Annotated in this window: 19 protein-coding genes; 6 read left to right on the top strand and 13 right to left on the bottom strand. The window is 39.8% G+C overall.

All coding sequences use genetic code 11. The annotated features are described in order from the left end of the window. Nucleotides 1–356 precede the first annotated feature (356 nt). The 7 genes from EJN90_RS10160 to recX form a co-directional block, all read right to left on the bottom strand. Nucleotides 357–1181, bottom strand: a complete 825-nt coding sequence (locus EJN90_RS10160; RefSeq protein ID WP_126110902.1) for a Cof-type HAD-IIB family hydrolase — start codon at nt 1179–1181, stop codon at nt 357–359. 96 nt (nt 1182–1277) lie between these two features. Then, nucleotides 1278–3251 carry a type I pullulanase gene (gene pulA, locus EJN90_RS10155; RefSeq protein ID WP_126110900.1) on the bottom strand — a complete coding sequence of 658 codons (1974 nt, stop codon included), beginning with the start codon at nt 3249–3251 and terminating at the stop codon, nt 1278–1280. A 446-nt stretch (nt 3252–3697) separates the two neighbouring features. After that, nucleotides 3698–5056, bottom strand: a complete 1359-nt coding sequence (locus EJN90_RS10150; RefSeq protein ID WP_126110898.1) for an IS91 family transposase — start codon at nt 5054–5056, stop codon at nt 3698–3700. A gap of 417 nt (nt 5057–5473) precedes the next feature. Further along, nucleotides 5474–6754 carry a hypothetical protein gene (locus tag EJN90_RS10145; RefSeq protein WP_126110896.1) on the bottom strand — a complete coding sequence of 427 codons (1281 nt, stop codon included), beginning with the start codon at nt 6752–6754 and terminating at the stop codon, nt 5474–5476. A 310-nt stretch (nt 6755–7064) separates the two neighbouring features. Continuing rightward, the gene (gene ntdP / locus EJN90_RS10140; protein ID WP_126110894.1) at nt 7065–7610 is read right to left on the bottom strand and encodes a nucleoside tri-diphosphate phosphatase; all 546 of its coding nucleotides are present in this window, start codon (nt 7608–7610) and stop codon (nt 7065–7067) included. Nucleotides 7611–7724: 114 nt separating this feature from the next. Continuing rightward, nucleotides 7725–8966 carry an A/G-specific adenine glycosylase gene (gene mutY, locus EJN90_RS10135; protein WP_227872500.1) on the bottom strand — a complete coding sequence of 414 codons (1242 nt, stop codon included), beginning with the start codon at nt 8964–8966 and terminating at the stop codon, nt 7725–7727. Further along, complete coding sequence (gene recX, locus EJN90_RS10130; RefSeq protein WP_126110892.1) at nt 8963–9796, bottom strand: recombination regulator RecX; 834 nt, start codon at nt 9794–9796, stop codon at nt 8963–8965. The genes mutY and recX overlap by 4 nt, the downstream gene beginning before the upstream one ends. Before the next feature lie 249 nt (nt 9797–10045). Between recX and EJN90_RS10125 the strand changes: the two genes are divergently transcribed. After that, nucleotides 10046–10642, top strand: a complete 597-nt coding sequence (locus EJN90_RS10125) for a chromate transporter (protein ID WP_126110890.1) — start codon at nt 10046–10048, stop codon at nt 10640–10642. Next, nucleotides 10639–11208, top strand: a complete 570-nt coding sequence (locus EJN90_RS10120) for a chromate transporter (RefSeq protein ID WP_126110888.1) — start codon at nt 10639–10641, stop codon at nt 11206–11208. The genes EJN90_RS10125 and EJN90_RS10120 overlap by 4 nt, the downstream gene beginning before the upstream one ends. Before the next feature lie 679 nt (nt 11209–11887). On the opposite strand, the gene EJN90_RS10115 is transcribed toward EJN90_RS10120, so the two are convergent. Both EJN90_RS10115 and EJN90_RS10110 read right to left on the bottom strand, forming a co-directional pair. Further along, nucleotides 11888–12814 carry a general stress protein gene (locus tag EJN90_RS10115; RefSeq protein WP_126110886.1) on the bottom strand — a complete coding sequence of 309 codons (927 nt, stop codon included), beginning with the start codon at nt 12812–12814 and terminating at the stop codon, nt 11888–11890. 84 nt (nt 12815–12898) lie between these two features. After that, nucleotides 12899–13891, bottom strand: a complete 993-nt coding sequence (locus EJN90_RS10110; protein ID WP_126110884.1) for a competence protein ComK — start codon at nt 13889–13891, stop codon at nt 12899–12901. A 250-nt stretch (nt 13892–14141) separates the two neighbouring features. On the opposite strand from EJN90_RS10110, the gene EJN90_RS10105 reads away from it, so the two are divergent. The 4 genes from EJN90_RS10105 (at nt 14142) to EJN90_RS10090 (ending at nt 16208) form a co-directional block, all read left to right on the top strand. Next, complete coding sequence (locus tag EJN90_RS10105) at nt 14142–14672, top strand: sigma-70 family RNA polymerase sigma factor (RefSeq protein ID WP_126110883.1); 531 nt, start codon at nt 14142–14144, stop codon at nt 14670–14672. A gap of 77 nt (nt 14673–14749) precedes the next feature. After that, nucleotides 14750–14956, top strand: coding sequence for a DUF1659 domain-containing protein (locus tag EJN90_RS10100; protein ID WP_126110881.1), 207 nt, complete (start codon nt 14750–14752; stop codon nt 14954–14956). 25 nt (nt 14957–14981) lie between these two features. After that, nucleotides 14982–15215 (top strand): DUF2922 domain-containing protein, encoded by a 234-nt coding sequence (locus tag EJN90_RS10095; protein ID WP_126110879.1) that lies wholly within the window; start codon nt 14982–14984, stop codon nt 15213–15215. A 276-nt stretch (nt 15216–15491) separates the two neighbouring features. Further along, on the top strand, nt 15492–16208 hold the full coding sequence (locus EJN90_RS10090) for a LysM peptidoglycan-binding domain-containing protein (protein WP_126110876.1): 717 nt from the start codon (nt 15492–15494) through the stop codon (nt 16206–16208). Nucleotides 16209–16433: 225 nt separating this feature from the next. Here the strand turns inward: EJN90_RS10090 and EJN90_RS10085 are convergent, their stop codons facing one another. From EJN90_RS10085 to EJN90_RS10070, 4 genes are all read right to left on the bottom strand, one after another. Beyond that, nucleotides 16434–16688 carry a hypothetical protein gene (locus EJN90_RS10085; RefSeq protein ID WP_126110874.1) on the bottom strand — a complete coding sequence of 85 codons (255 nt, stop codon included), beginning with the start codon at nt 16686–16688 and terminating at the stop codon, nt 16434–16436. 64 nt (nt 16689–16752) lie between these two features. Continuing rightward, nucleotides 16753–17370 (bottom strand): RloB family protein, encoded by a 618-nt coding sequence (locus EJN90_RS10080; RefSeq protein WP_164544064.1) that lies wholly within the window; start codon nt 17368–17370, stop codon nt 16753–16755. After that, a complete protein-coding gene (locus tag EJN90_RS10075) occupies nt 17354–18577 on the bottom strand; it encodes an AAA family ATPase (protein ID WP_164544063.1) in 1224 nt (407 codons plus the stop codon). Before EJN90_RS10075 ends, EJN90_RS10080 begins: the two co-directional genes overlap by 17 nt. A 233-nt stretch (nt 18578–18810) precedes the next feature. After that, complete coding sequence (locus tag EJN90_RS10070; RefSeq protein ID WP_126110869.1) at nt 18811–20610, bottom strand: glycoside hydrolase family 13 protein; 1800 nt, start codon at nt 20608–20610, stop codon at nt 18811–18813. Between the last annotated feature and the right edge of the window lie 70 nt (nt 20611–20680).

The raw sequence follows: 20680 nt of genomic DNA, 5'->3' as shown, positions 1-20680 counted from the left end.
TGAGAGCTAGACAACAAGAAAAGCTCTCAAGTCCGTTTTGGCCTATGAAAAATAAGAAATTTGGCTTGCGTAGCTGGACATAGGAAGCAGAATTTAAAATAACGACATTCAAGCTCGATTTCCAACCTGAATGTCGTTATTTTTGGAAGATAAAGATGTTCAGCAGTGAAATTTCTCTCGAACGTCTTTATTTTTAAAAAATAAAGATGTTCAGTTTCCTAATTCTGTTTGAACATCTTAAAAAATAGAACTCTCTACGAAAAAAGAGAAAGTTGGGAAATGCTAACCCAACTTTCTCTTTTTCGTACTTTTATAGAGTTCAGACACTTGTTAACTGCTGTACTCTGTTCTTTGACTTATTTTAACACCCATTTTTCGAAAGCATGGGCTACGCCGTCTTTTTCATTTGATAACGTTATTTCATTTGCGATTCCTTTCAGACGATGTGTGCCATTGTCCATTACAACCCCGAGACCTGCTGCTTCAATCATTTCGTAATCATTTTCCCCATCTCCGATAGCCATCACTTCGTCCATTGTGAAACCTAAGTGATCCGCTAACTTTTCCAACGCGGTTCCTTTATTCGTATTCTGGACCATGACTTCTATCAAATATTCTTGACTGCGAACCACATAAAAACGGTCGCGATATTCTTCTGGAAGAGCTTGCTCAATAACATTCACTTCTTCTTTTTCTCCAAAATATAACAATTTCAGCAAATGGGATTCTTCAGTTAATTCCTCGATCGAAATCGTTTCTAGATCCATATTGATTGTATTACTTTCATCAATGAGGCTTTCATCAATATCAGGATCCGTTCCCTTCGGAAAAATCATATAGAAATGCTCTTCATTCAGTACGCAAATATCTGGCGGATAATTTTTCCCAAACTCATATAATTCTTTGATATCTTCCAATTTCATCGGTACATCTACCACAACTTCATTGGTATCCGTTCGTGTAATGCAGGCTCCGTTATGGGAGATAACATAATCTTCCTCATTTTGAAGACCGAGTTCTTCTAAATACGGACGAATCCCTTCAATAGGACGTCCAGTGCAAAGAACGATTTTCACTCCTTGATCGATAGCGCGTTGAATTGCCTCATGCACATTCTTTGTGACAACTTTTTCTTCATTAACCAGCGTTCCATCAATATCGATTGCTACTAACTTAATCATGCCACCACCCTCTCATCTCTTCTTTCTATTATTGTACCAGATTATTGAGATATAAAAATACCAGACTACTATGAAAATAGTCTGGCATGCTTAATTTTATTTATTCATTCTAATAACAGTTGTAGAAAAACCTTCGACAACAATTTTTGCAGTTTTTTTCCATATTTCAGGATTTTCAAGTGTTACACAGTCATCATGGACAAGTACTTCATAATCAGCTTCTTCCACTTCAAACTCGATTGGATTTCCATTTGCATTAAAGAATACATAATAAGATTTTGTCTCGTCTTCCAATTGCCAAATCACTTGGTAATAGTCTGCTTTCAGGACAGACATGCGGCGAAGAATATCATCTGAGCTTTGCATTCGGAAAAGTGGTTCTGATTTGCGGAGTGCAATTAGCCCTTTTACGTACTCAACCGCAAATTCCTTTTCGTCTCTACGCATCCAATCCATTAAATTAATTTCATCAGAAGAACGATAACTATTTTCTACGCCTTCTTTTGTTCGCAAGAATTCTTGCCCCGCATGAATAAACGTGATCCCTTGTGACAGCATCGCAATACTGGTCGCTAATAAATGCCTTCTTGCGCGCGTTTTTTCATCATCACTCGGCATATTTAAAACCAATTTATCATATAAAGTAAAGTTATCATGCGCTTCAACATATTGAACGATTTGATTTGGCTCCGTGAAAGTGGCCACGTCTTGTGGATAATAAGCGCCGCCTTGCTGGTTAATGGCAATCCACTGCTCCATAAAACTTTTCCCTGTTATAAAACCAGTATCGTGCCCGCCATCAAGATCTCTGCCCTTAATCGCCGTTCTCAATGCATCATTAAAATGACCGATTCGTTCAAGCTTATTTGCATTCTTGCTTGTTGCTTTTTGCTCAGCGGGAAGATTGGTATTTAACTCCCAGCCTTCGCCAATCACAATCATCGACGGATCAATTTCATCCAATACTTTCCGAACTTCTACCATTGTTTCTACATCATGAATTCCCATTAAATCAAAACGGAATCCATCCAAATGATATTCTTCTGCCCAATATTTCACACTGTCCACAATATACTTGCGAACCATTTTTCGTTCGGATGCCGTATCATTGCCGACACCCGTCCCATTTGACATAGAGCCATCTGGATTTTTTCGGAAGAAATATCCTGGAGCAGTGTTTTCAAACGGATGATCAATTGGTTCATAAACATGATTATAAACCACATCCATAATCACGCGAATCCCTGCATCGTGAAGGCCTTGAATCATCTGCTTCATTTCCCTAATACGAGTTTTCGGTTCAAATGGATTCGTAGCATACGAACCTTCTGGAACATTATAATTTTGCGGATCGTACCCCCAATTATAGCTGGCGAACTGATTCTCTTCGTCAACCGTTTGAAAATCATACATCGGTAAAATCTGTAAATGTGTGATTCCAAGTTCTTTCAAATAATCGATACCGGTTGCTTTTCCATTGGGTGATTTCGTACCTTCTTCAATCATTCCCAAGAATTTTGCTTTTTCTTTTACCCCGCTGTCTTTCGATATTGTATAATCACGAATATGTGCTTCATATATAATGGCATCTGTGGGTGCAGAAAAAGGTTCCATTCTTCCCATCCAATTATCAGGATTAGTACTTTCTAAATCAACAACAACTGACCGTTCACCATTAACCGTAACTGCTGTGCTGTAAGGGTCAACTGTTTCTATTAAGGAACCATCCGGAAAATTAATGGCATATTTATAAGCAAATCCATCCAAATCTTTTTCAACTTCTATTTCAAATGTGCCCTTTGCGATTTCTTGCATCGGAATGCGTCTCTTTCTTTTTCCATAACAACTGTCGTAAAGAACCAACTCGACATTCACTGCCACAGGTGCCCAGACGCGGAACAACGTCGCTTCTGGCGAATAGTGAACGCCTAATTTGCCATTATAGGCAAAAAGTTCATCAAAATTTGCTGTGATCTTCATAGTTTCTGTCTTTTCATCATAAATTTCTTTCATTGAAATATCGTAAGCAGCCCCTGCTTGCCCCGTATAATGCCTGACTTTTTTATCCATGTGCTTGTCCTTCCTAAAAATAATATGTCCAAAAACTGATTGAATTTATAATGTTTATTTGTGAAAAAAGAACCGCTATTTAATAATAAAAATAAAAAGTTCTATTTCTATAACTCTATTATACCGTAACAGACAAGCATTTTTAAAAGATATCAACCAGTTTTAAAGAATCCTTATTTTTTAAAGTCATTAAGACTTTGTGAAATATTAGGTAAATTCCATTTCAAAATAATAGATTTTCTTTAAAATAAGAAAACCTCGAGCTAACGCTCGAGGCCTTTTTATTTTAGTGGAGACTTTCAACTCGGAGATATCGATTGTCGTAGAGGACGCCGGTGGCACCTCGGAAATATTCTGGAATCATTTCTCCCTGGCAGACTTGGCAGCTGAACCGCGGTGGGTCATGAGGATCTCCCCCATCCAGCCAATCGAATTGCTCCACGACCTCAAGTGGAATCTCTTCCACTGCCCTGCATTGACGACAGATATAGCTCACGCTCTTGTCCTTGGGCTCTCTGTCGTAATCCTTCCCAGTCGAACCGAAGGTTTTCAAGAGCTTGCGCTTCTGCTTTTCCCTGCTGGTGTTTTTCTTTTTCTGACTCAATCCGTTCAATCTCCTCCCGTAAATACCTTCTCGCATCCCAATCGTTCGCATATTGGATGGTAAGCTGTCCTTTTTTGGACACAACAATCCCCTTGAACTCGTAGTAGTTGCCGCATTTCGAACATTTGAGTGGATCGATTCCGAATGTTTCGGTTATCCTTTCGCGCCATTTTTTCGGTTGGGTCATCTTTCGCGCACGGATGAGCAACTTCGTCATCTTCTCCTGTAGATGACGGACCACCTTTTGGACGGTCTTCTTGATACGTCTGCTGTACAACCCGTAATGGCGGATTGTTTTGAAGCCTTTGTCCGGGATGTGCCGGATCAGCGAAAGGATAAACTCTTTGGCCCCCATTATCTTGATTGCTTCTTTGTTTGTGCGTTTGTCATGATACCGGAAGAGGACCGTGTCACCATCGTAATAGATGATCCGTTCGAGCGCGATGGGTCCTCGTTTCATGTATCGGCTGATATATTGCAGCAGTGCCTTCACATTGGTCCTGCTCCGTTTCGGGGCGTTCACGTAAAAGCCTTCCGCATTCTTCGAATACGCGTTTTGCAGCAGGGGCTGGGCTTTCTTCTTCTCCTTCGGAGTAAGGGTACGCCGCAGGAGCTTAAGAACCGCGTTCTGCCAATGTATTCGCAAGAGTTTATAGGGAATGTAGTCGTAATCCACCCATTTCCCGCTGTCTGTCAACCCGCCCATGGTCACAATCATGTGCACATGGGGATTGAACTCCAACTGGGAGCCGAAGGTATGTAGGCCTGCGATGATGCCCGGGGTGATGCGTTTCTTGCGGAAATACGCCTTCACCACGTTTGCTGCCTCATCCATTAATCCCTTCAACAGTTCCTCCCGGTGAAGGAGAAACAAATCCCGCAATCCTTCATCAATCGTGAACACGATATGCCGGTGAATGGTGTGGTACATGTCATCCGCAATCATGTCGCTCCAGCGCTGACTCTCCCCAACCGCACAGGTTGGGCAAAACTTTCCCTTGCAGCGAATCGGAACATGCTTGACATCATGACAGCCTTCGCAAACGAACAATCGAAATCCTTTCCTCACATCGCCGCAATAGCGGAACTTATCTACTTCCGACAACACCACAGAGCGAATTCTTTTCTTGTGTATTCTCACAAGCGAGTCCCAATGGTGTTCTTTATCAAAGAAGATGGCGTGAAGAATATTCTTATTCATACCTTTATTTTACCCTCCGTGGAACAAAAAGCAAATTTGTGGAACATGCATCCGGATAAGCTTCTTTTCAAGAATAATTTTATAAAACCCTATACTATTATAAAACCCTATACTATAAGAAAAGCGGACAAGTCCGCCTTGACCTATGAAAAAATAGGAAATTTGACCCTGAATTGTCAGGAGACTTCACGCTTCAGCGGGTTAGTCGAATGATATGCGTTAGCGAGCAGCGAAGCGCGCAATGGGGCAAATTTATCTTTTTTTCACTAGGTCAGGACTTGGAAGCTAGACATTGATGGCTGAACTTATAATCCCCTAGTCTATAAAAAAGCAGAGAATCCTTTAATAAAAGGTCTCTGCTTCATCCAAAATACGGATAGTTAACTTATTGTCGATTATAATAGTTTTTAATAATTATTATTGATCCGAACCTTCAACGGGTTCTGGTGGCAATTCTGATTCTGATGATGATTCCGATTCAGACTCCTCAGGTTCTGGATCTGGAGTTGGTTCTGGTGTTGAAGGAACTTCAGGATCTGGTTGAGGGTTTGGTTCGGGTTCTGGAGTCGGAGGAGTTGGATTCGTTGGAGGTGTCGGATTAACAACAGGTGGCGTCCAAGTAGGTTCTTCTTCTACCGGTGGCTCCCATCCCCAATCAACTTCTTCCTCTTCTTCTACATATTCTTCCTCGGACCACTCTTCTTCGATAACTTCCTCTTCCGACCATTCTTCACTGGACTCTTCTTCAATAATTTCTTCTACCGATTCTTCTTCCTCAAGAACTTCGTCAAACACAATATCCACTTCGGCAGGTTCGCCTTCTAGATAATAAGCAGTCGTAGTATTTACTTTTAGTTCTTTCAGATTGTTAAAAAAGAAATCAGTTACCAGTTGACGACTTTCTTCTGTCAGTTCGCCATTTTCTCCATATAGACTTTCAATACTCAATTGATTTTCTGTTAAATGAGTCATCACTTGATTATGCAAATTATAAACAGGCAAACCATGTTCTTCGCTAATCGCAATCATTTCATCAATCTCAGTTTGGTGATAAGAAACAGTGCCCTCTTCACTTTCATAAGATTCTGCCGGAGGTGGCGTTACAAGAACAACCAATGTTTCTGGCAAACTTTGTTTCATCAAATCATATGCTGTAAATATTTCATTGACGTTATTTTCCTCAATAGGTTCGCCTTCCCATGTCCAGTCAACAATTTCATTAATTGGAAGCGGAGCAAAATAGAAAACAACATCCGGCTCAGTAGCAACTAATTCTTCCGTTTTTATCTCTAAATCTTCTTCCGAGTCCAACGTACTCACGAAGTTCATGCTCATTTCACTGAATAGACGCTCGTTCGAAAGAGCATTCATATTATCAACAATCCACGCTGCATCTTGCTCTACCTCACCAAAAAAAGTAATGGCCGTATCACCTTTACCATATTTTACATATTGTAAAAAGTCAGCAACGGTACTTTCTTCACGCTTCTCGTCAAATGCAGCCAAAAATGCCGCACGTCTTTCTTCTTCTTTTTTCTTCTTTCTTTCATCAAAAGAATCTGCTTGACTTATTTCTTCATAATCATGACTATTCGTCAGCTCTTCCCTCTGGTTTCTGCTATATATAAAACCAAAAACAATTACTCCCACAGTTAGAATTCCCATCATGATTACAAGAACAATTTCTTTTTTCTTCAATTACACTCGCCCCTGTAATAGTATTTAATTAATTTTCGTTTAAATTATACACCTCTACTATAATAATATAAACGCATGTCAATTGCACGATATTTCTTAAAAAAATCCGTTTTAAAAGTGAATGAGACTATTTAAACATTCCTAAAATCTCCTGCGTGAATAAATGAAAGCTTTCATGCTTCGCTTTTTTGACAATTTCATCTAGTGAGAGGAAAATCAATCACCAAGTAGATGAAAAAGCCCCCAATCACTTAAACGCCAAAAAACAGCCTCCCACTAGGGCGGCTGTTTTTAGTATATAACTTCTTCATCACTTGTTATTTTTCTGGTGCGACAGCTGACAATATCTTTCATACCAAAGATCAACGTATTCTTTAGAAAATGGACCTTTTTCTTCATTAATCCAGCTCACTAATATTTTTACGTTTTCTTTAAGGATATGATCAATTTCATTTGGATAACTCATTCGTTTACGGTGTAATTCGTATTCGTCTACATCCAACAATCGTTTTTCACCATCCGGGAATACCTTGATATCTAAATCGTAATCAATGTACTTTAATGCTTCATCGTCAAGCACATAAGGAGAGGCCAAATTGCAGTAATAGGAAACTCCTTTTTGACGAATCATCGTCACAATGTTGAACCAATAATGCTTGTGATAATACAACAAAGCTGGTTCTCTCGTCACCCAGCGACGACCATCCGATTCCGTCACAAGGGTGTGATCATTGCACCCAATAATTGATTGATCACTTGTTTTTAAAACCATGGTATCTCGCCAGGTACGATGCAGGCTGCCGTCATGCTTATAACTTTTTATAGTGATGAATTCTCCTTCTTTTGGATGATGCATCACGGTGCCCAACTTTCTATATCTTTTACGGATTAAAAGGCTGGTGCTTTTAATCTTACAGTTTTACACTCACAAAATAGTATAACATAAGAAATTAGGACTGTGACAGTTTTATCAAAATGATTGCAAGAAATTTCGATTTTGCTTACGAATGATTTCCCACATTTTTTGTTGCGGAACAGCAAAAGCATATTCCGGAAAATCAAAACGACTGACCCATTTCATATTTTCCGGGAGTTCTTTTGTCAGCTTGGCAGCTTGTACATGATGTACGGTAATGTTCCATTTACGATGGCTGAAAACATGGCTGAACGATCCTACTGCCGGTTGAAAATCATCGGCATCCACTCTTAAATTTTCCCGCACCGTTTTCTGTAATTGTTCAATACCCTTTCTATTCGTTGGAGAAGATTCTGCTACTAGAAAATTAAGTTGAATCGGTTCTTTTTTCGCCTTGTCCCATTTTCCCCAATCTTCTTCAATAATTGGAAAAGTCCAAAAATTCGCCAACAATCCATCTTGCGGTCTTTGTTCCAATAAGAACTGGTCTCCTTTTTGGATTACGATTCCTTGCATCGTCTTTGGAACCGGACGTTTCGCCTTACTCTTGAAAGGGTATAAATGCATCGTACCGTTTTGATAAGCTGCGTTGAATTCCTTGATTGGACTTTCTTCCGGCCGCGGATTCGACGGCGCACAAATATCCGTTCCCAAATCCATAATCGCTTGGTTAAAATCTCCTGGTCTTTCTGGATCAACAAGGATACGAACCAGCAATTCAAATATTTTTCGGGTAGCCGGTTTGGCAATGTCTTCTCCGATTTCAAAAACTCGGCTGAAGACTCTCATCACATTTCCGTCAACTGCTGGCTCAGGTAAATTAAATGCCATGCTGGAGATTGCTCCTGCAGTGTAAGGTCCAATTCCTTTGAGTTTGATGATTTCGGCTGGATCATTGGGGAATACGCCATCGTATTCTTTCATAATTTGCTGGGCAGCTTTTTGTAAATTACGGACTCGGGAATAATAGCCCAATCCTTCCCACGCTTTTAACAATATTTCTTCATCTGCTTCTGCCAAAGCTTTTATCGACGGAAACAACATCATAAAATGATTGAAATAGGGAATTACTGTTATCACGCGAGTCTGTTGGAGCATAATTTCCGATACCCAAATTCGGTAAGGGTCGTTGTTTTCGCGCCAAGGCAAATGACTGCGTCCTTCAGCATCATACCAATCCAGTAACGCTTTACGAAAAGCCGTTATTTTTTCTTCCGGCCACATATCGATGTCGTATTTTTCTTTCAATTCTTTTTTCATTTCTTCACGTGTGTGTGCTTGTTTTTTAATTGTCATTCTACATCCATTTCCTGTTTCTTTTCTTCAATATATTCATTAATTAATTCGCCGGGAAAGCCTTTTTGATAGAGGTTGGATTTCACTTTTTGTTCCAATTCTCTTCCTTCGGCCTTACGGGCATAGCGTCGCCAAACTTTCTCCCCCTGAACGCGCAAAGCAAATAGCTCGTCTTCCTCACTCTTCTCGCTGTCCAAATTTTCAAATACTTTGGTGATGACATCCTTATCATAACCTTTTTGTTGCAGATGCATGCGAACTTTCATTTTGGCATCTTTCGAGGAGGTTCGTGTTTGTTTATTTAAAGATTTCTCAGCCAAAGCAGCCGCATTTTCAAGTTGTTGTTCCTCTGGATATTGTTCCAGCGATAATTGAATGATCTCCTCATCCAATCCTTTTCTTTTCAGCTCTTGCTCAATTTGTCTGGGCCCTTTGCGGTTAATATTGGCAGCAGTCCGCGTATAACTTTCACCATAAATCTGATCGTCGATATATTTCTGATCACGCAGCCGTTCCAATGTCGCATGGATGTGAGGCATCTCAATTTCATTTTCCAACAATTTTTGTCGCACTTCTTTTTCACTGCGCAAACCATAAGAAAGATAGTCCACTGCAATCGTATAGGCCAAATAGGCGTTATTCTCGTGTTCAATCGCTTCTTGGCGCTCTTTTGTCAGCGTCATCCCTTTATGTAAACCGGTTTTAATCAACACTGCTTCCGAGACTGGAAAAGCATATTCCCCATCTACATAAATATTGAAGCGGTCTTTCCGCCGCTTTTGAACTTGAATCATGGTAATTTCAGGCAATTTATCGTTGTCTTTCTTCACTCCAGCGCCCTCCTTTCGGTCCTTTTTTATTATAACAAAAAATGAAACATTTATTCTATTTCTCCGTCAGAGTATTCATAGGAACAGCCAAATCTTGATCCTATGATTTTTTGAGCACCTCTTTTTACAAACGCTTACAAAAGTGCTACCATTGAAGTTCGGGTATGGAGAAAAACTTTTTCTGCCCGATTCCCAAAATATACCATCCTCATCAAAAGAAACTTTTTTCTAAGATTGGAGGAGATAGATATGAAAAAAGAGAGCCGTATATTATGGAAATTATTTACTTCCACTTTATATTTAAGTACCTTCACCTTTGGCGGAGGTTATGTGATTTTACCGATGATGGAAAAGAAGTTCGTTGAAGATTTTGAATGGATTGACGAAGAAGAAATGTTGGATCTGATTTCTATCTCACAATCCGCACCAGGTTCCATGTCGGTTCATGCTTCCGTATTAATTGGATATCGGATGGCGGGATTGATTGGAGCACTCGTAACATTCACCGGAACGATCATTCCACCTTTTATTATCATGAATCTTCTTTCCTACATTTATGGTGCGGTTCGAGGAAACCTGCTCATCGGTCATCTTTTAAGAGGCATGCAAGCCGGGATAGTCGCAATTATCGTTAATCTTATTTATAAAATGGTTGCGCGAATTTTGAAAAAGAAAAAGATAATTCCCATTGCTACTCTCTTCCTGTCATTAGCTGGAATTTTTATTTTCAATCTGAATATCATCTACCTTCTTCTTTTTGCTGGAACAGTCGGAGCGATTGAAACTTCATTGGCAGTGAAAAAAGAGGATCAAAAGGTACGAAATAGTCAGGAGGCGAAAAGATGATTTATTGGCAACTTTTCATGAGTTTTCTTCGAATCGGGCTTTTGAGCTTTGGCGGAGGATATGCTGCCCTGCCACTCATCGAAGAGGAAATTATTAACAGCAGGGGGTGGATGTCTACAACCGACTTTGTGGATGTACTGACTATGTCTGAAATGGCGCCCGGTTCCCTCTCCATTAATTCTGCAACATTTGTAGGAAATCATATTGCAGGTATTCCAGGTAGTTTTGTAGCAGCTTTAGGAGTGACCCTTCCTTCTGCTCTTCTTGTTCTCCTTCTTGCTTTCGTCTACTATCGATTCCGTAATTTTTCTTTGCTCCAAGGAATCATTCGTGGGTTGCGCCCTACTGTAACAGCACTCATTATCAGCGCTGGAATCAGCATCATACCAGCTTCTTTATTCAAAGATAATGAGATGGCAGCAAGTGTTAAAAACTTGGATTTTATATCTGTTCTGCTAATTATGATCGCATTCTGGATTTTACGGAAAAGCAAACTAGGCCCTATTCAAGTAATGGTAATTACGGGAGTCATTGGCATCGTTTCCTTTGGCATATTCCCTAGTTGAAAGTGATTGAACTTCCCGCTTTTGGGAAATCTGTAACCTTCAAGACTATTTACCGGACTCAAGCTCTCACTTTTGCGAAATCTGTAACCTTCAAGACTATTTATCGGACTCAAACTCTCACTTTCAGGAAATCTGTAACCTTCAAGACTATTTACCGGACTCAAGCTCTCACTTTCAGGAAATCCGTAACCTTCAAGACTATTTACCGGACTCAAGCTCCCACTTTTGCGAAATCCGTAACCTTCAAGACTATTTACCGGACTCAAACTCTCACTTTCAGGAAATCTGTAACCTTCAAGACTATTTACCGGACTCAAGCTCTCACTTTCAGGAAATCTGTAACCTTCAAGACTATTTTCTTGGCTCAAAGTTACACTTTCAGGAAATCTGTAACCTTCAAGACTATTTACCGGACTCAAACTCTCACTTTCAGGAAATCTGTAACCTTCAAGACTATTTATCGGACTCAAACTCTCACTTTCAGGAAATCTGTAACCTTCAAGACTATTTACCGGACTCAAGCTCTCACTTTTGCGAAATCTGTAACCTTCAAGACTATTTACCGGACTCAAGCTCCCACTTTTGCGAAATCCGTAACCTTCAAGACTATTTACCGGACTCAAGCTCCCATTTACAAAAAAGATAGAAACCACTATGCTGGTTTCTATCTTTTTTGTAATTATTCAGTTTCTTCATATTCGGGGTCGATTTTTTCGCCGCCGTCTTTTTTATCCACAGGCTCAGTATTGCCTCCAAATGGGTCTTTTGAAACTTGAAAGCCATCTTCATCTTCTGCGGGATGAGATTCTGGCGCATCCACCTGCATTTCATCAAGTTTTTGGTTATCATCAGCCATTGTTGGATCGCCTTCTGGATCTGGAGCAACAATCGGTTGACCCGTCGTATCTTCTTTCAAATCAGGATTCTCTTCTGCCTCGGTCGGGGCGTCATCATCTTCATCAGATGAACCACTCTCTTCATCATCTCCATCAACTGGCGGATCTGGATGCTGTGATTGCGGAATAGGTTCCTTCACATTGTCATCAGCTTTCTCGCCTGGTTGAGGATCTGGATGAGGATGCTCTGCTTTCTTTCCAGCTTCCACAGAATGCTTCTCTACATCCCCTTTAACGGATTCGTCTGACTCTACCCAATCTGGATTTACTTTATTATTTTTAGTCATATCTGGTTCCTCCTCAGGAATTATGCCATCGCGTACTAAATATTGAGAATGTTCTTGTTGTGCAGGTGGCGCGTCATCAATAAGCAGCAAATACTCACCGTTTTCCAACGCTTCTTCGAAACGCTCATAAGTGTTTTCATCGATTCCATAATCTTCAAAAACATCTTCTTCGTCTATCTCGTCATCGTTATCATCGTCGTCGAGATCAATCGTAAAAAAATCCACAATGCGATCCCAAAGTGACTCGCCATTGTCGTTCGTAAGCACAACTTCTACTGTCGTTTCATCTTGCAGTTGTTTGCCATACTTATTGCGAGTAACCACCAATAACTGTTTGGACGCATACCCTTGTCCCAACATCTGATTAATTGCATCTTTTATATCCGTAAAATCCGCAAAAGTTCCTTCGACTCTCTTATTCAAAAACTGACACTCCTTCCTAGTTACCAATCTTACTTATATTTTAAGGGAGTAACAGATAAATAACAAATAATATCCATTTACCCGCTAAACATACGCTGGATATTGACGCGCTAGAAATTCATTAATTTCTTCAACTAACGGGTTTTCTTTAAATGGGTCTTCTTTTGAGATTTCACGCCACAAAGATAACATCATCAGGATCAAAACTTCTTCAAACGAATGTAATTTTTTATGATGATTTATTTGATGATTTTTAGAAAGTAAAGATTGAAATCCCGAACTACCCTGATAAAGAATATTCATGTCAAAAAAATGGCTGGCTTTACTCAGGAAATTATATTGGCAAGAATAAATGAAGTCGGCAGTATCGATATGCCTTTGAAAGGCTTCCATACTTATTTCCGCATCAAAGGTATGGCGGTTTTTGAAATCTAAACGAATGTGAGTATTAGAACCTGTAATTTTATTGAAATCCGTTAGGTGTCCTAAACTTACCCATGTCACATCTTTTTTTATAGGCCCCTTTAAAGGCAGAAAACTCGCATTCCCCAATACATAAGGACTACTGTGATGCGGCTTTCCTTCAATTGATTTTATAATAAACCGAATTTGCTCGTATCGGATTCCATTCCGTTGAAAGATACGTTCCATAATATGATTGCTTGATTCCATTGTTTTTACGATCAATCCGTCTTCATAGAAAACCAAGGTTCGGAAAGTTTGTTTAGCCTCATCATTCAGATGATCCGAAACATTCAGTACACAAAAAATACTCGGATCAATAAAAGCTTCCTCGTATGCGACTCCTTGCGCCAAATAGAGAGTAATTTGTTCGCCATCGGCTATTTGGTAAGGCGGTAAGCCAGAAATCTTTTCACGAGAACCGTAATTTTTATAAAAATTCTCCTGTAAATTCTGAAATTGCATCCGTCTCGCGCCTAAAAAGTAAGCGTATTCATTTTCAGGGTTAAAAAAATGAAGCTGCTCTGGAAAAGTATGATATAACGGATGGTGCAAAAATTTACTTACCTCTGATATTTTTTCGCCGTCATAGTCAGAATTATTGTAATATTTCATAAATTTCCTCCTTTTGTTTAATACTATTACTATACCTTACTTCAATAAATTAAACTACACTGTGTCGTTTATTTTACTTAATATCTCTATTGTTCCATTAAAAACAAAACAGCCTTTTTTAATATTTTTGTCCCAAAATTGCGCAGTTTTGGTTGTTTGTTTCCTTCCACTATCCCAGCTTATAGTTAAGCGGAACCGATTCTGAGGCCTCAGTAAGTTCATCTATTTCAAAAAAAGGAAGGTTTTTAAGATGAGGCAGCTTACTGAACAGAATATGCAACAACTATTAGACCAATACGAAGGAGTCGTTTACTCGGCGATGAAAAAAGTCGGTATATATAAGAGACACCCCTCCTTTGATGATTTTTATCAAATCGGCTGCATAAAACTATTCGAAGCATACGAAACTTGCGAAAAGGATCCTCTCTTAGAAGAGCATCGCCATCAATTTGTTTACTATGCCAGTCAAAGATTACAGTGGGCGTTTCTAGATGAGATGCGCCGGGATAAGAAACGTTTTGAAAAAGAAGAATGGCAGTCTGACGAACAAATCATGTCCTTCAGCTTGCCGAATGAATTTGAAGAAAATATGTTTTTAAAAGAACAACTTTATTATTTACTAGCCCTTCTCTCTCCAAATGAATATGCTTTCTTGTACGACCGCTTTTGCTTAAATCTATCCGTCACAAAGATTGCTACAAAGCACGGTGTATCAAGAAAAACCGTTTATCAATGGCGAAAGAAACTGCAAGAAAAAGCACGTTTTTTAATGGAAGGGTAACACTTCCGACTGCCCATTCGTTGTTATAAGTGTAGGCGGTCATGACACTACAAAATACAAAAGCAGGAGGAAATACAATGATTAAACAATGGGAAGAAGCAAATTTAGAGCTGTACTTTAATGATTTTGAGAACGAAAAAGAAATTAAGCAAAACTTCAATAACTTGAAAGAAGATGTTACACCGGAACAAGTTGGCGCATTTCAAGATGCTATTTCAGGATTGGTTGATTTACCTGAAATGCATGCAATTGTTGTAGAAAAACATCGCTACCTAAAAGCGTAAGCCATAAAACCAAGGAGGAAATACAATGAATACGAACGTAACGTTAGAATTGAAATTTAAAACAGCCGAAGGAAAAACAAGAAATCTTTCTCTGAAAAATCCAGTCACAGACTTAACATCCGAGCAAGTGCAGCCAGCTATGGAAGCAATCATTGAGTTGGATGCTTTTGAAGTAAAAGGTGTAAACCCATACGCAGGACTGGACAGCGCACGCTATGTCGAACGCGTCGTAACAGACATCTTCAACACAGAAGAATAAAGAGTGTGAGGAAGTGCGTTAAGCCACCCGTAGACTGGAAAAAATACCGAAGAGATGATCACATCTCACAGGGATTTCTGAAGTCATAGGGTTGCTGCACTTCAGAACACAACTACCGACACAACTGCATACAAGCAATAAAAGAGCCTGAAACCTTACTATTTTTCTCAACATCCCCTCTTGATTGCTAACTATCAAAGTTGTACTTTTTCTCGAAAAGGCTGGGATTCTATTCCTGGCCTTTTTATTTATCCATTTTTAGAAAGGAGAATTTCTATGTCTTACACAATTGAAAAACAATTACTGCCTATTTCTCAACAAGCCCTCAGAAGAACCCAATTTATTATTGCCCATGAATCAGGTAATCCCAATAACATCGGGAAAAACAGCCTGGAAAATGAAGTGGCCTATATGAAACGAAACTGGCAAAATGCTTTTGTATCCCACTGGGTTGGATCAGCCGGGAAAATCATCCAAATCGCACGTGTCGGCCAAGTTCAATGGGGAGCCGGCCCAAATGCCAATCCTTATGCTTATGCACAAGTTGAACTGGCTCGTACCAATAATAAGACAATCTTTGAGAAAGATTATGCTGCTTACATCTGGTTGTTGCGCCAGCTGGCCATTGAAGCGGGCATTCCTTTGACGCTAAATGCCGGGAGTAGCACTGAAACTCCAGGAATCAAAACACATTCTTGGGTTTCCAGAAACCTGGGCGGAACTACCCACCTTGATCCAGATGGTTATTTGGCTACTTGGGGAATCAGTATGGCTCAATTCAAAAAAGACTTGGAAGCCCCTCTCACAAAGCTTCCAAATCCTATTGATAACCAGGGCTGCTTCCAACTCCATCTCGTTGTAAAAGGCGATACACTTTGGTCACTGGCCAAAAAACATGGTACGACAGTAGCCTCTTTAAAAAGTCTGAATGGCTTGAATTCAGACTTAATTATCATCGGACAGATATTGAAGATTAAAAGAATTAACGGATGAGTAGGAAAGACTGTGCTGAGACACAGTCTTTCTTTTTTAGTAGACTAGGGGATTATAAGTTCAGCCATCAATGTCTAGCTCCCAAGTCCTGACCTAATAAAAAAAAGATAAATTTGCCCCATTGCGCGCTTCGCTGCTCATTCAGGGTCAAATTTCCTATTTTTTCATAGGCCAAGGCGGACTTGTCCGCTTTTCTTATTTCTATTTTGGGACTTTTAATTTAAATCAATAAATACGCTTCTCATACGTCAACTCTAAAATATTCGAATCCAGAAAATCGCGAAACATATTTTGTTGTTCAACAACTGGTTTTTCTTTTACAGCATCAAAGAAGCGCAAACAAGCCATATAAAAATGAGTAGCTGTTTCTTCGTTTAGAAAGACATACTCTTCCGCCAAAGAGTAACCCATTAAAAAATGAATCACAACAGACTTCGTATCTTCTGTAAAATCCATTCCCAAAAAAGCATTTGTATACATATTTCATCCTCCCAAAAAATAATCCTCTTACATACAAGATACGCAAATGAAATGATTCCCGTTTTTAATCGCGTAAATGTTTATTTAACTCTTCTACGAGCTGAAAGACGGTCGTAGAGGGGTTATCCTTGGCCGGAGAATTTGAACGGCCTTCGTACAGTTTTTTCGCATTTTCAATCGCCATTGGCTGCCTTGTTAATAATTTTCCATACATATTTGGTGCATTCTTTTTGTAATACTTTTTCATTCTCTTAGAGAGCATCGCATTATAATCAAAACGGCTGACTGGTTTAGTGATCATTTCATAGTGCAATAAATACCAAAGCTCAAAAGCTTCGTTACTGTAGGCAACTCGGAATCCTTTATCAAAGTGTGCTTCGCAGAAAAAGACCGCATTATTAAAGCTCATATCTGAAAAGGAGTCCTTATCAAATACCAGCCATACCTCGTCAAATTCCTCTTCCCGTTCTGCCAGTATTTTTTCAGCATAATGAACAAGGGACAAGGTATTTCTCCCGGTTCCACGAATTTCGACACTGGCGGACAAGACTTCAAAACCACGGAAATAATTCGGCTCTGTTTTTGTCCCCTCGCAAACAATCAAGAATGTTTTTCCAGGCAGCCGCGTTCCTACCTCACGTTTGTATTCGCGTTTTTTTCTGCGTCTATTCTTCTTCGCCATTGTCCACCCACCAATCTGTCGGCGGTAAATACGGCACGGCGCCATACTTCCCATTCAAATAATTCCGGTAAAACTCAAAGCTATTTTTGCGCTCTTTTTTATCGAAGCGATATTCCACCAGCGAAATCAACTCGCTATTGCCGGCTTTTTTCTTTTCCACAAACCATACTTGGTCACGGCGGAACAACTCACTATCCAAGTTCGAAATGTCGTGAGTCGAAAATACCAACTGCGCTCCGAGTGGATTAAATTTACCGCGAAATAGTTCCAAAACAAATCGTGTCATCAACGTATGGAAACTCTGATCCATTTCATCAATCATCAATAAGCTTCCTTGTTCCAAAGCTTCAATAATTGGACCTGACAAAGCCAGCAACTTTACCGTTCCGGCTGACTCCACATCCTTGAAACGGAAACCTTCCCGATATGGTATGTTGCTTCCATCCAGCTGTTTCTTCATTTTAATGACAAAGAAATCATCACGCTTTTTACCGCTATTTTCGTCGATTGTTTCACGGACTTCAATATCATGAATCGATGGATCGGCCACTTGAATCAAGGTCAATAAGTTGTGTTTGTATTTTTTCAAATGTAACTTCGCAAGGGAAATGGAAAGATAGGGATTTTGCGAATTTGTAATGATTCGCATCTCGCTGAACCATTTGTACATATCTTTTAAGTAATGGGGCTGAATTTTGAAAAGTTCTGCCAAAATCAATCGGTCTTCCTGCACATCTGACGAAAGCTCCCATGTACCTTCTATACCGTCAATGGTGCGATGGAAACAAATTTCTTGCTCACTGATTTCATCGCCTTCTTTTTCCAAATACAAATACTCTTCGGTAATTTTTTGGTGGTTTACAAAAAAGCCATAGCGATACAGGTCTTCGTCGATTAAGAAACTAATTTCTAATAATGTATCTTCCTTCTCACTTCTTTCATCCAAGTGAAATGGCTGAATTTTGGCGAGCCATTGTTGCTCTTTTCCTTTTTCAACAAACAATCCTTCTTTCATTAAAGCCATTGCCCGTAACAAATTACTCTTTCCGCTGGCATTCGCGCCATAAATGGTACTTACTTTACACACCGGAAAAATTTCTGTATCCGATACTGTCTCAGGATGTTCCGGAATCATCGTCGCCACCAAGGAAAATGTCGCTTCATCACGAAAGGAATAAAAATTCTCCACTACCAACTCAACTAGCATACAAACACCGCCTCTCAGCGAAATTATAGCATATTTTCTAGCTGGACTGGACCAGAACAGCTGATGGCTCGGCGAAATTTGGAGAAATTGTATAATATAGATCATTTTTGCAAGCTCTATTATACAATCCAAAGAAAAAACTGAGCCGAAAAAATCAGCTCAGTCTAAGGGGTACGCAAAATAATTTTTTTCTGCCAAATTTATTCAAAAAAATCCTTTTGGCATGTTTTTACCTATTTTTGTCTTCTAGTATGGATGGTAAATCCATTTGGTGCAATCACTGATTTTCCTTCTGCTTCATTACTTAGATGATGCAGAACAACTTTTGTACTCTCGTCATGCGGAATTTCAAAGTCATCGTAACCTTGATTGAAATAGCCAATAATTTCATCGTCGCCTAGATCGCGTCTTACGCCGACAATTTTTTCTTCATCCAGAACCAGTTCCCAGCGCAGCATTCCATAAGACAATAACGGTTGGTACTCTTTACGCAATTGGATCAATTCTTTTGTAAACTCATACATCGAACGATCCTGTTTCTCCTCATCCCAAATCATACAGCGACGGCATTGCGGATCCGGTCCACCCATCATTCCCACTTCTGTTCCGTAATAAATACACGGTGAACCATGCATCAAGAACATAAAGGCAAGGGTTGATTTCACTAGATCAATATCCCCTTCCGCCATCGTCAAAACACGCGCCGTGTCATGGGAATCCAGCATATTAAACATGGTCTCATGAGTTTGTTTACGATATTGCGCTAATTGCTCATTCATAACGTTCGCCATTTTACGAGCCGGGATGCTCTTGCCAACAAAATAATCGATAATATTTCCGACAAGCGAATAATTCATTACACCGTGGAACTCGTCCCCTTCCAACCAAGCGCGTGAAGAAGTCCAAATTTCACCCAAAATATAAAAGTCTGATTTCAGGCTCAAACATGCTTCATTGAATTTACGCCAGAAAGTATGATCAACTTCATTGGCAACATCCAAACGCCAGCCATCAATATCAAACTCTTTAATCCAGTAAGTAGCAATGTTCAACAAATACTCTTGCACTTCCGGGTTATGCGTATTGATTTTCGGCATCATTGGTACGTAGGCATACGTTTCATAGGGTAAATTTTCCGCATGCTCCATATAATGCGGACCATGCGCCTGAATTTCCTCTGCACTCGGCACAGGGTATTCTTGGATATGAAACCATTCTTTAAAACGAGAATCTTCTTGATATTGAGCTACATCTCGCCATTGTGTAGATTCCGCTCCAATATGATTAAACACCGCATCCAGCATTACGCGCATTCCACGCTTATGGGCTTCTTCCACAAATTCACGGAACAAGGCTTTGTCACCGAAATGTGGATCAATTTCATAGTAGTCAGTTGTATCGTACTTGTGGTTCGACGGCGCCGTGAATATCGGCGTCAAATAAATTCCATTGATTCCCAAGTCTTCCAAATAATCCAATTTGTCCAGGATTCCTTGAATGTCCCCACCATAAAAGTCAACAGTCGATAATTCTGTCTTGCTGTCCCACTCCAATACACCTTCTGGATCATTATCCTCATCCCCATTATGGAAACGTTCCGGGAAAATCTGATACCAAATTGTTTTCTTTACCCAATCCGGCGCTTTAAAACGGTCTGTTTCATGAAAATACGGCAAACGGAAATACATCCCCGAATTCGTCAATTGTTCTTTCAAGTACGGAAATACTCCTCGGTCATTGTAGATAACGTCTGAACCATCCTTGCCGTAAACGTGGAAAGCATACGCCATCCGTTTTACCGGTTCGTCCGTATCAATCAACCAATAATCATGTAAGTCGGTTGATGATAATAGTTCCATTTCTTTTTCTTCTTGATACCAATCTCTCAAATGCAAATTAAAGGGGTCACCTTGAATAAAGCCGACTTTGGCTACGTCCCCTTTTTTCGTACGCAGTCGAATATGCACGTGCCCTGGTGCATAGATGTATGCATACTCACTCTCAGGGCGGTGGTAAAAAGCTGCAGTTTCCATTGATAAAATCCTCCTATCATTATATACACTTTCCTATTGTTTTATCTCGCTTTTTAATCTTAACAAATCA

Source organism: Jeotgalibaca ciconiae (assembly GCF_003955755.1).
Lineage (GTDB): Bacteria > Bacillota > Bacilli > Lactobacillales > Aerococcaceae > Jeotgalibaca > Jeotgalibaca ciconiae.
This window is presented reverse-complemented; position numbering and strand designations above follow the sequence as displayed.